The organism is Streptomyces sp. NPDC093065 (assembly GCF_044754585.1).
Classification (GTDB): Bacteria; Actinomycetota; Actinomycetes; order Streptomycetales; family Streptomycetaceae; genus Streptomyces.
Genome location: NZ_JBIVPJ010000028.1, coordinates 88,576 through 99,724, shown reverse-complemented (window position 1 = coordinate 99,724; position 11,149 = coordinate 88,576). Strand labels below are relative to the sequence as shown.

General features: G+C 68.3%; 7 protein-coding genes. 5 read left to right on the top strand and 2 right to left on the bottom strand.

Annotated features, from left to right (window positions below; all coding sequences use genetic code 11):
* Positions 1 to 91: 91 nt before the first annotated feature.
* A complete protein-coding gene (locus ACIQFU_RS34260; protein WP_402556879.1) occupies positions 92 to 2,479 on the bottom strand; it encodes a transglycosylase domain-containing protein in 2,388 nt (795 codons plus the stop codon).
* A gap of 664 nt (positions 2,480 to 3,143) precedes the next feature.
* Here ACIQFU_RS34260 and ACIQFU_RS34255 point away from each other — a divergent pair.
* From ACIQFU_RS34255 to ACIQFU_RS34240, 4 genes are all read left to right on the top strand, one after another.
* Positions 3,144 to 3,821 (top strand): PadR family transcriptional regulator, encoded by a 678-nt coding sequence (locus tag ACIQFU_RS34255; RefSeq protein ID WP_402556877.1) that lies wholly within the window; start codon positions 3,144 to 3,146, stop codon positions 3,819 to 3,821.
* Between the two features lie 44 nt (positions 3,822 to 3,865).
* Positions 3,866 to 4,948 (top strand): inositol-3-phosphate synthase, encoded by a 1,083-nt coding sequence (locus ACIQFU_RS34250; RefSeq protein WP_393227327.1) that lies wholly within the window; start codon positions 3,866 to 3,868, stop codon positions 4,946 to 4,948.
* A 79-nt stretch (positions 4,949 to 5,027) separates the two neighbouring features.
* Positions 5,028 to 6,290 (top strand): MFS transporter, encoded by a 1,263-nt coding sequence (locus ACIQFU_RS34245; RefSeq protein WP_402556875.1) that lies wholly within the window; start codon positions 5,028 to 5,030, stop codon positions 6,288 to 6,290.
* Between the two features lie 121 nt (positions 6,291 to 6,411).
* Positions 6,412 to 6,948: a hypothetical protein gene (locus ACIQFU_RS34240; RefSeq protein ID WP_402556874.1), complete on the top strand. Its 537-nt coding sequence runs from the start codon at positions 6,412 to 6,414 to the stop codon at positions 6,946 to 6,948.
* A 72-nt stretch (positions 6,949 to 7,020) separates the two neighbouring features.
* On the opposite strand, the gene ACIQFU_RS34235 is transcribed toward ACIQFU_RS34240, so the two are convergent.
* On the bottom strand, positions 7,021 to 8,466 hold the full coding sequence (locus tag ACIQFU_RS34235) for a CCA tRNA nucleotidyltransferase (RefSeq protein ID WP_402556873.1): 1,446 nt from the start codon (positions 8,464 to 8,466) through the stop codon (positions 7,021 to 7,023).
* A gap of 225 nt (positions 8,467 to 8,691) precedes the next feature.
* On the opposite strand from ACIQFU_RS34235, the gene ACIQFU_RS34230 reads away from it, so the two are divergent.
* Positions 8,692 to 11,109 carry a DUF6049 family protein gene (locus ACIQFU_RS34230; RefSeq protein ID WP_402556872.1) on the top strand — a complete coding sequence of 806 codons (2,418 nt, stop codon included), beginning with the start codon at positions 8,692 to 8,694 and terminating at the stop codon, positions 11,107 to 11,109.
* Positions 11,110 to 11,149 lie beyond the last annotated feature (40 nt).

Below are 11,149 nucleotides of genomic sequence, written 5' to 3'. Positions count from 1 at the left end.
CCGCTACGAGAAGACCGCCACCATCTATCTGGCCGGACTCCACATCGCGGGCATCTTCCTCTGGTCCGCCCGGTGATCCAAACGAAACTGCCTAGCCGTTCGCGCCCCAGATGGTGTTTCCGCGGCTGTTTCCGTTGCTGTCGCCCTCTTCTCCCGTCTCGCTGGACGTCGGCGAAGGTGATTCGCTGCCCTCGGAGCCGCCCGGGCCACTGCCACCGTTGCCGTTGCCGGCGTTCTCTCCGTCGTCACAGTTCCACTCGAAGACACCGCACGTATTGGTCGGCGCGGGAGGTGAGGGGCTGTTCTGCGTGTTGCTGGGCGACGGAGTCGGCGACGGGCTGGCTTCCTCGGTCTCGGACGCGGAGGGGGAAGGGGAGGGTGTCGGGGTCGGCGACGGGGTGTCGTTGACCACCTCGCCGATGGACTCCGGCTCCGGGAACTTCACCACCTTCATGCCCTTGACGGCATCCGACATGTAGTCCTGCCAGATCGTGGACGGGAAGGAGGCACCGTGGATCTTCTTCTCGCCGCCCGTTCCGTACATCTCCAGGAACGTGCGGTCCTTGATGGACTCGTCGTCCGGGTAGCGGTACATGCTGATCGCGGTCGACAGCTGCGGGGTGTAGCCGACGAACCAGGCGGACTTGTTGCCGTCCGTGGTACCGGTCTTGCCCGCGACATCTCGGCCTGGCAGCTGGGCCTTGGTGCCCGTTCCCTTCTCGACGACGGTCTTCAGGACGTCCGTGACGTTGTCCGCGACCTTCGCGGTGAAGGCCTGCTTCTCCTCGACCTTGTGCGTGTAGAGCGTGCCGTTCTTGCTCGTCACCTTCGTGACGGAGTACGGCTCGCGCTGCTTGCCGCTGTCCGCGAAGGTGGCGTACGCGCCCGCCATGCGGATGGCGCTGGGGTCCGAGATGCCGAGGGAGAAGGACGGGAAGTCGGAGCCCGTCAGACTGTCCTCCAGAAGCCCCGCGTCGACGGCGGCCTCCTTCACCTGGTCCAGGCCGACGTCCATGCCGAGCTGCACATAGGCGGAGTTCACCGACTCCCGCATCGCCTCACGGAGGTCGATCTTGTAGTCCGGCGGGTCACCGACGTCGTCCTGACCGTCGTTCTCCTGCCGCCACTGCTCGCCGTCCTCGTTCTCCCAGATCGACCCGTCATAGTTGTTGATCTTGAGTTTGTTCTTGCCGCTGTAGAGGCTCTTCGGAGAGACGACGGTGCGCTCGTCCTGGGCCTGGACCGGGCCGAGGTCCGGATCACGCACACCCCACTTCATCGCCGCCGCGAGCACGAACGGCTTGAACGTCGAACCGACCTGGGCACCGGTCACGTCGGCGTTGTTGGTGAAGTGCTTGGTGGCGTCCTCACCGCCGTAGATGGCCTTGATGGCCCCGGTCTGGGTGTCGATCGACGCCCCGCCGAACTGGACGTCGGTGTCCGTCTCGGGGCGCTTCTTGGGGTCGATCTTCTCCTTGTAGACCTTCTGGACCGCCTTCTCCATCTCGTCGACCTTCTTCTTGTCGAAGGTCGTGTAGATCGAGTAGCCGCCCTTCTCCAGCTGCTGCTCCGTCACCTTGCCGCTCTTGAGCACGGAGGACTTGGCGAGCCTGACGAGGTAGCCGATCTGGCCGCCCAGTTTCGCGTTCGACTGCGGGTTCTGCGTGGTGGGCAGTTCGGTGTACTTGGCCCGGTCCGCCTGGTTCAGATGCCCGTACTCGACCATCTTGTCGAGGGTGTCCTGCATCTGGCGGTGGGCGCGCTTCTTGTTGGCATCCGGAGTGGCCGACGGGTCGATGGAGACCGAGCCCGCCGGGTCGTAGTACGTGGCGCCCTTGAGCATCGCCGACAGGAAGGCACACTGCCCCGGGTTGAGGTCGACGGCGTCGACGTTGAAGTACGCCCGAGCCGCCGCCTGGATGCCATAGGCGCCGCGGCCGTAGTAGGCCGAGTTCAGGTAGCCCTCGAGGATGTCGTCCTTGGAGACGTCGGTACCGACCTTGATCGAGACGAAGATCTCCTTGACCTTGCGGGAGACCGTCTGCGACTGGTCGTTCAGCATCGCGTTCTTCACGTACTGCTGGGTGATGGTGGAGCCACCCTGGGTATCACCGCCCTTGGCCATGTTGAACACGGCGCGGGCGATGCCCTTGGGGTCGATGCCGCTGTCGGAGTAGAACGTCTTGTTCTCCTGCGAGATGACGGCGTTGCGCATGGCCTTGGGGATCTGGGAGAGATCGACGTTCTGCCGGTTGCGGTCTCCACCCGTGGCCACCATCTGGGTGTTGTCCGCCCAGTAGTAGACGTTGTTCTGCGCCGTGGCGGAATCGTCGACGACGGGGACGCTCACCATGGCGTACGCGAGACCGGCGGCGCCGACCAGGCAGCCGAAGAACGCGATGCACAGCCCGGAGACGAGCCTCCAGGAGGGCACCCAGCGGTGCCACCCGTCCTTGTCGTGGCGCGGGTAGTCGATCATCCGCTTCTTGCCGGGCGCGGCGGCGCGTCCCCGGCCCGGCCCTGCCGGTCCGCCGGGCGCCCCGCGCCGGCCGCCGCGGCCGGGCTCGGCCGCTCTGCGACGGCCACCCCCGTTCCGCTGTGCCGCGCGCCGGGCTTCGGCGCGACTCCCGTACGCCGGCTGCTCGTCATCCGGACCGTACGAGCCGGACGGAGACCCTGTGGCGCCTCGCGGTGCCGCACGGCGGCCGGAGGACGAGCCGGACTGGCCACGTCGGGCCGCGGCACGTCCGCCTCCCTGCGGCTGCGGCGGTTTGCGACGGTGCTCGCTCATCGAACGACTACTCCTCGGGCAGGCGCACCTTTGCGCGCCTGGTAAAGGCGGCTGGTTTCCGGTCCCCCCGAAGTACGGATGCGGCCCCTTCCGCATTCACCCGTACTGCACCGGGGACAGGGACGCCCCCAGACGTCACTCGGTTCCCGGTGGTTCGCATGGCGCACACACTACGCACCGTCAAAACCCCCGCGGCCCGAAGTTCACCTCAAATCAGGCAACTTGCTCGCGATGAAACCCTGATGTGATCCCGTTCACCAGTTCTCCTCTTGTCGCACGCGGAAGCTCGTTCTATCGTGCTGATGTATCGAGTCGATACATCAGCGCGGCATAAGGGCGAGAGGAGGCGACGATGAGCCGGAGATCCGGCATCCTCGAGTTCGCCGTACTCGGCCTGCTCCGCGAGTCCCCGATGCACGGCTATGAGCTGCGTAAACGGCTCAACACGTCACTGGGTGTGTTCCGGGCGTTCAGCTACGGGACGCTCTATCCCTGCCTCAAGACGCTGGTCGCCAACGGCTGGTTGATCGAGGAACCGGGGAACGTCGGCGAGGCCGCCGCTTCCCTCACGGGACGCCGCGCCAAGATCGTCTACCGGTTGACGGCCGACGGTAAGGAACATTTCGAGGAGCTCCTCTCCCAGACGGGCCCGGACGCGTACGAGGACGAGACCTTCGCCGCTCGCTTCGCGTTCTTCGGCCAGACGTCGCGAGACGTACGCATGCGCGTGCTCGAGGGACGGCGCAGCCGGCTGGAGGAGCGTCTGGAGAAGATGCGGGCCTCCCTGGCCCGCACCCGGGAGCGACTCGACGACTACACGCTTGAGCTGCAGCGCCACGGAATGGAGTCCGTGGAGCGCGAAGTGCGCTGGCTGAACGAGCTCATCGAGAGCGAGCGGGCGGGGCGGGACCTCAGGGGTTCCGCCGCCGAGGGGACCGCTCAACAGGACACGACATCTGGAGCGACGGGCGTCCTGCCCCGGCCGGGGGACGACCCCCGGCCGGATGCGCCCGGCGACACCGCCACGTGAGCGCCCAGTCAGGGCCTCACTCGTACACACAGGGAGCAACCGGAATGGGTTCGGTTCGCGTAGCCATCGTCGGTGTGGGCAACTGCGCCGCATCGCTGGTGCAGGGCGTCGAGTACTACAAGGACGCCGACCCGGCGGCCAAGGTCCCCGGCCTGATGCACGTCCAGTTCGGCGACTACCACGTCCGTGACATCGAGTTCGTCGCCGCCTTCGACGTGGACGCCAAGAAGGTCGGCCTGGACCTCGCGGACGCCATCGGCGCCTCAGAGAACAACACCATCAAGATCTGCGACGTGCCGAACAGCGGCGTCCAGGTCCAGCGCGGCCACACCCACGACGGTCTCGGCAAGTACTACCGCCAGACCATCGAGGAGTCCGCCGAGGCGCCGGTCGACATCGTCCAGGTCCTCAAGGACAAGCAGGTCGACGTTCTCGTCTGCTACCTGCCCGTCGGTTCCGAGGCCGCGGCGAAGTACTACGCCCAGTGCGCCATCGACGCCAAGGTCGCCTTCGTCAACGCCCTCCCGGTCTTCATCGCCGGCACCAAGGAGTGGGCGGACAAGTTCACCGAGGCGGGCGTCCCGATCGTCGGCGACGACATCAAGTCGCAGGTCGGCGCCACCATCACGCACCGCGTCATGGCGAAGCTGTTCGAGGACCGGGGCGTCGTCCTGGACCGCACGATGCAGCTGAACGTCGGCGGCAACATGGACTTCAAGAACATGCTCGAGCGCGAGCGCCTGGAGTCCAAGAAGATCTCCAAGACGCAGGCCGTCACCTCGCAGATCCCCGACCGCGACCTGGGTGCGGACAACGTCCACATCGGCCCGTCCGACTACGTGGCCTGGCTGGACGACCGCAAGTGGGCCTACGTCCGCCTCGAGGGCCGCGCCTTCGGTGACGTCCCGCTGAACCTGGAGTACAAGCTCGAGGTCTGGGACTCCCCGAACTCGGCCGGTGTCATCATCGACGCCCTGCGCGCCGCGAAGATCGCCAAGGACCGCGGCATCGGCGGCCCGATCCTGTCGGCGTCGAGCTACTTCATGAAGTCCCCGCCGGTCCAGTACTTCGACGACGAGGCCCGTGCCAACGTCGAGAAGTTCATCGCGGGCGAGGTCGAGCGCTGAGAAGCCGCTGACCCCGGTCTGCCGAGGGTCCCCGGGTCGCATGACCCGGGGACCTTTCCCGTATGTGAGGCTGTGCCCCATGGCCGTCGTCCGTGACCTGCGCATCCTGCTGCGTCTGAAGGGGTTTCGGCACCTGCTCGCCGTTCGCCTGCTCTCCCAGGGCGCCGACGGCGTCTACCAGGTCGCGCTTGCCACTTATGTCGTCTTCTCCCCGGAGAAACAGACCTCGGCCGCCGCGATCGCCTCCGCGATGGCGGTCCTGCTGCTCCCCTACTCCCTGGTGGGCCCCTTCGCCGGTGTCCTGCTGGACCGCTGGCGCCGCCGCCAGGTCTTCCTGTACGGCAATCTGCTGCGCGCCGTGCTGGCCTCGGTGACGGCGGTGCTGATGATCGCCTCGGTACCCGAGTGGCTCTTCTACGTCTCGGCCCTCTGCGTCACGGCCGTCAACCGTTTCGTGCTCGCGGGTCTGTCCGCCGCACTGCCCCGGGTGGTCGACGCCGAGCGTCTGGTGATCGCCAACTCGCTCTCCCCGACGGCCGGCACCCTGGCCGCGACGGCGGGCGGCGGCCTCGCGTTCGTCGTGCGCCTCGTGATCTCGGACTCCGACGCCGCCGTGGTGCTGCTCGGTGCCGGTCTCTACCTGTGCGGCGCGCTGGCGTCGCTGCGGATCGCCGTGGAGCTGCTGGGTCCGGACCCGGCACGCGTGCCGCCGAGGCTGACCTCGGCTCTCACCGGCACCGCCCGCGACCTGATGGCCGGCGTACGTCATCTCGCCGCGCCGGCCCGCCGGGAGGCCGCCTGGGCGCTGGCGGGCATGACGCTGATGAGGTTCTGCTACGGCGCCCTGCTGGTCATGCTGCTGATGCTGTGCCGGTACTCCCTGACCTCGGGCACCGATGAAGGGCTTGCCCTGCTGGGGCTGGCGCTCGGGGTGTCCGGAGCGGGCTTCTTCGCGGCCGCGGTGGTCACCCCCTGGGCTGCGGGACGACTGGGCCCCGGTCGCTGGATGGTCGTCTGCGCCGCGGTCGCCACCGTTCTGGTGCCGGCGCTGGGCCTGCCGTTCGCCACGGCGCCACTGCTGGCCGCCGCGTTCGTGCTGGGCCTGATCACACAGGGGGCGAAGATCGCGACCGACACGGTCGTGCAGTTCTCGGTCGACGACACCTTCCGTGGCCGGATCTTCTCCGTCTACGACGTGCTGTTCAACGTGGCCTTCGTCGGCGCGGCCGGGGTGGCCGCGCTCATGCTGCCGCCGGACGGCCGCTCGGTGCCGCTGATCGTGACGGTCTCCGTGGTCTACGGAGTGGTTGCGGCGGCTATGGCCCGGTTTGAGAGCCGGTAAGTGTCACATCAGTGACACAGAGCCTCACTGGACTACAGAGTTGTCAGTGGGACCCGGTAGCTTACGTGCGTCTTATCTCGCGGCATGTTCGCGACACGCACCTATTCCAGGGGGACCCCCAGTGACCACCCAGCCGCCGCCTCAGGGCAACCCGTTCGCACAGAACCAGCCGCAGGCTCCGCAGCAGCCTCAGGGGCAGAACCCCTACGCCCAGGGGCAGCAGGGCTTCCCGCAGCAGGCCGGCCAGCCGGGCCAGCCGGGTCAGCCCGGTTTTCCGCAGCAGGGTGCGCCGTACGCCCCGGTGCCGCCGCAGCCGGCCCGTCGCAAGCTGAGCTTCAAGACGATCAAGAACATCGTCATCGCGGTGGTCGTCGTGGGTGTCGCGGTCGGCGGATACATCGCCAGCCGGGACGACGCCGACACGGCTGCGGTCGGTGACTGCATGCATCGGGGCAGCAGCAGCGACACCGACCCGGACCTCGAGGTCGTCGACTGCGGTGACGCGAAGGCCCAGTACGTGGTGCTGGCCAAGATCAAGGGCTCCTACTCCGCCCTCACCGCCGAAAACAAGTGCTCGGAAGAGGCCAAGGACTTCCAGTACTCGTACACCGAGAGCGGCAGCGGCAGCGACTTCCTGCTCTGCCTGAAGGACAAGTAAGGCACAACCTCACAGGCGAGGGGCGATGTTTCACGTGAAACATCGCCCCTTCGCCTGTCCGTCACCCCCGGGTCACGACTCCTGATCGGCCCACCAGTCCTTCAGGGCCGCCGCCGCCGCGTCCTGCTCCATCGGACCGTTCTCCAGGCGAAGCTCCAGCAGGTGCTTGTAGGCCTGCCCGACGGCCGGGCCGGGTCGGATGCCGAGGATCTCCATGATCTGGTTGCCGTCCAGATCCGGGCGGATCGCGTCCAGCTCCTCCTGCTCCTGAAGCTGCGCGATCCGTTCCTCCAGGCCGTCGTAGGCACGCGAGAGGGCCGACGCCTTGCGCTTGTTGCGCGTCGTGCAGTCCGACCGTGTCAGCTTGTGCAGACGGTCGAGCAGCGGCCCGGCGTCCCGGACGTAGCGGCGGACCGCGGAGTCCGTCCACTCGCCCGTGCCGTAACCGTGGAAGCGCAGATGCAGCTCGACCAGGCGGGAGACATCCTTCACCAGGTCATTGGAGTACTTGAGCGCGACCATGCGCTTCTTCGTCATCTTGGCGCCGACCACTTCGTGGTGGTGGAACGAGACCCTGCCGTCCTTCTCGAAGCGACGGGTGCGCGGCTTGCCGATGTCGTGCAGCACGGCGGCCAGGCGGAGGGTCAGGTCCGGACCCTCGCTCTCCAGGGCCATCGCCTGCTCCAGGACGATGAGCGTGTGGTCGTAGACGTCCTTGTGCCGGTGGTGCTCGTCACGCTCCAGCCGCAGGGCCGGCAGTTCGGGCAGGACCCGCTCGGCGAGGCCGGTCTCCACCAGCAGGGTCAGCCCCTTCCGCGGGTGCGCGGAGAGGATGAGCTTGTTCAGCTCGTCCCTGACCCGCTCGGCCGAGACGATGTCGATGCGCCCAGCCATGTCCTGCATGGCCTTCACGACCTCCGGGGCCACCTCGAAGTCGAGCTGCGCGGCAAAGCGCGCGGCCCGCATCATCCGGAGCGGGTCGTCCGAGAAGGAGTCCTCGGGGGTACCGGGTGTACGCAGCAGGCCGGCCGCGAGGTCGTCGAGTCCGCCGTGCGGGTCGATGAACACCTTCGCCGGAAGCGCGACGGCCATCGCGTTCACCGTGAAGTCACGCCGGACGAGGTCCTCCTCGATGGAGTCGCCGTAGGACACCTCGGGCTTGCGTGAAGTCCGGTCGTACGCCTCCGACCGGTAGGTGGTCACCTCGATCTGCCAGCCGTCCTTCTGCCCCCCGACCGTGCCGAAGGCGATCCCGACCTCCCAGACCGCGTCCGCCCAGGGACGCATGATCTTCAGTACGTCCTGAGGACGGGCGTCGGTCGTGAAGTCCAGGTCGTTGCCGAGCCGCCCGAGCAAGGCGTCCCGGACCGAGCCGCCGACCAGGGCGAGCGAGAACCCGGCCTCCTGGAAACGGCGGGCGAGATCGTCGGCGACAGGGGCGATCCGCAGCGGCTCGTTCACCGCGTGCTGCTGCTCCTGGCTCAGGACACTGGGGGTGACTTCGTTGGCGTTCGGCACAACAGAACAGGGTACGTGGCCCGGGCGGAGACGGTCGCCGCCATGGAGCGCGCATCGAATCCCCCACATCCGCACTGCTCCCTCTATAGGCGCACATACGGTGAACCCCGGCCCGGCAGCGGATCTTGTGGCGTACTCCGCGGCACTTCCCCTCGGCGCACATCGTTACCATGCGTGGACGCACATTCCGACGACCACTGATCACGACGAGGGACGGGCGAGCGCGTGGCCGAGGCGGCAGACTTCCAGGGGACCAGTGCCTCACCTGCCCGCCGGTGGCTCCGGCGCACCACGGCACTGATCGCCGGGGCGCCGCTGCTGGCCGGTCTCGTCCAGCTGCCCGCCGCCGGCCCGGCCCAGGCGCAGGAAGCAACCGCCGCCCTGGCCGACTCCGACTCGGGATCCGTGTCGGTCGCCGTCGATTCGCTCACCCCCTCCGCGCCCACGGACGGGGACACGGTGACCGTGTCGGGCACCGTGACCAACAAGGGCAAGCAGACCGTCACCGACGCCCATGTGGGACTGCGCGTGGGCCCGGAGGTCGACACCCGCTCGTCCGTCGACTCGATCGCCAAGGACAGCGACGATCTTCGAGGCTCCATCTCCCCGGAGATCGACAACAAGTACACCGAGAAGTTCTCCAAGCTCACCCCCGGCGTCGCCGAGCACTTCAACATCTCCGTCCCGGTCGACGACCTGAACCTCGGCGGCGACGGCGTCTACGAATTCGCCGTCTCACTGTCCGGTGAGACCTCCGCACAGCCGTGGCAGCAGATCCTCGGCATTCAGCGGACCTTCCTGCCGTGGCAGCCCGACGGGGCCGACGCCAGGACGAAGACCACGGCGCTGTGGCCACTCGTCTCGACGACGCACATGGCCGCCGAGACGGGGCCGAACGAGGAACAGACACCGGTCTTCCTCAACGACGACCTGGCGAAGGAGATCTCCCCGGGCGGCCGCCTGAACCAGATGGTGACCCTGGGCAAGGACCTCGACGTCACTTGGGTGGTCGACCCGGACCTGCTGGCCTCCGTGGACGCGATGACGGGCAGCTACCGCATCCGGGACGGGGACAAGACCGTCGCCGGCACCCACCAGACGATCGCCAAGCAGTGGCTGGCAGACCTGCAGGACGCGGTGGCCGGTGAAGAGGTCGTCGCCCTCCCCTTCGCCGACCCCGACCTGGCGTCCCTGGCCCACAACGGCACGGACGTCACCGGCTCACTGAGCCAGCTCAAGGAGGCGACGGACGTCGTCGGCAACACTGTCGAGCCGATCCTCCACGTGAGGCCGAACACCGATTTCGCGTGGCCCGTGGACGGTGCCGTCGACCGGTCGATCGTGAAGGTCGCCACCTCCGCGGGCGCCGACAAGGTGATCGCGCGCAGCGACAGCCTCCAGGAGACCAACGGCCTGCCCTACACGCCCTCGGCCGCCCGGCCCATCGGCGGCGGCACCACCGCGGTCGTGGCGGACGCCCGGCTGTCCACGGCCTTCGAGGGCGACCTGACGACGGCCTCCGCCTCCACGCTCGCCGTGCAGCGCTTCCTCGCCCAGAGCCTCGGCCTGGGTCTCCAGACCGGCAAGCAGCGCAGCGTCGTCATCGCCCCCCAGCGCACGCCCTCCGGCAGCCAGGCCCGAGCGATGGCCGAGGCGCTGCGGGCCCTCCAGAGCAGCACCTGGTCCCAGGCCCAGAAGCTGACTGCGGCCTCCACGGCCAAGCCGGACCCGGACGCCACCACGAAGGTCCCGGGAACCTCCTCCTACCCTTCGGCGCTGCGCAAGAAGGAGCTGCCCCGGGCGGCCTTCGTGGAGAGCGCGCGGACGCAGGACTCCCTGGACAGCTTCAAGGTCGTGCTCTCGGACCCGTCCCGGGTGGTGACCCCCTTCGGGCGCGCCCTGAACCGGGAGATGTCCGTGTCTTGGCGCGGTCGGCCCGCCGAGGCGGAGTCGTTCCGCGCCGGAGTGAAGGAGTACCTCGACGGTCTGTCCGGCCGGGTCAGACTGATCGACAAGTCGGAGACGAAGCTCTCCGGCCGCAGCGCCACGATCCCGGTGACGGTGCAGAACAACCTGGTACAGGACGTCGGCCCCCTGGTGCTGCGGCTCACCTCCACGAACCCGACGCGTCTCGAGATCGGCGGCGCCCGGTACAAGGAGCAGCCGATCTCGGTCTCCGGCGGCCACAGCCAGTCGGTGAAGTTCACCACGTCGGCCAACGCCAACGGCCGGGCGACGGTGATCGCCCAGCTGTACACGACGGACGGACGGCCGTACGGCGAGCCCGTCACCTTCGACGTGAAGGTCACCGAGATCACGGCCACCGTGATGCTCGTCATCGGCGGCGGTGTCCTGCTGCTCGTCCTCGCCGGCTTCCGGATGTACACGCAGCGCAAGCGCGCCGCGGCCCGCGCCGCCGAGAAGGCCGACGAGACCGAGGAGACCGAGCCCGGGGACCCGGAGGCGTCGGAGAAGAACTCCGAGGACGCCCCGGAGAACCCGGAGGACCCCGAGGCACGTCTCACACAGAAGTCCGAGGCACCGGCCCGGGCAGGCGACCCGGAGCAGCCGAGTGACCCGACACCGGACACCGCAGCGGAAAGCGCCGACCCGTCCGGCACGGGTGAGAGAGTGGACCGTTGAGGATGTCGTGGCCGGTCGGCCCGGGACGATGAGGTGGGGT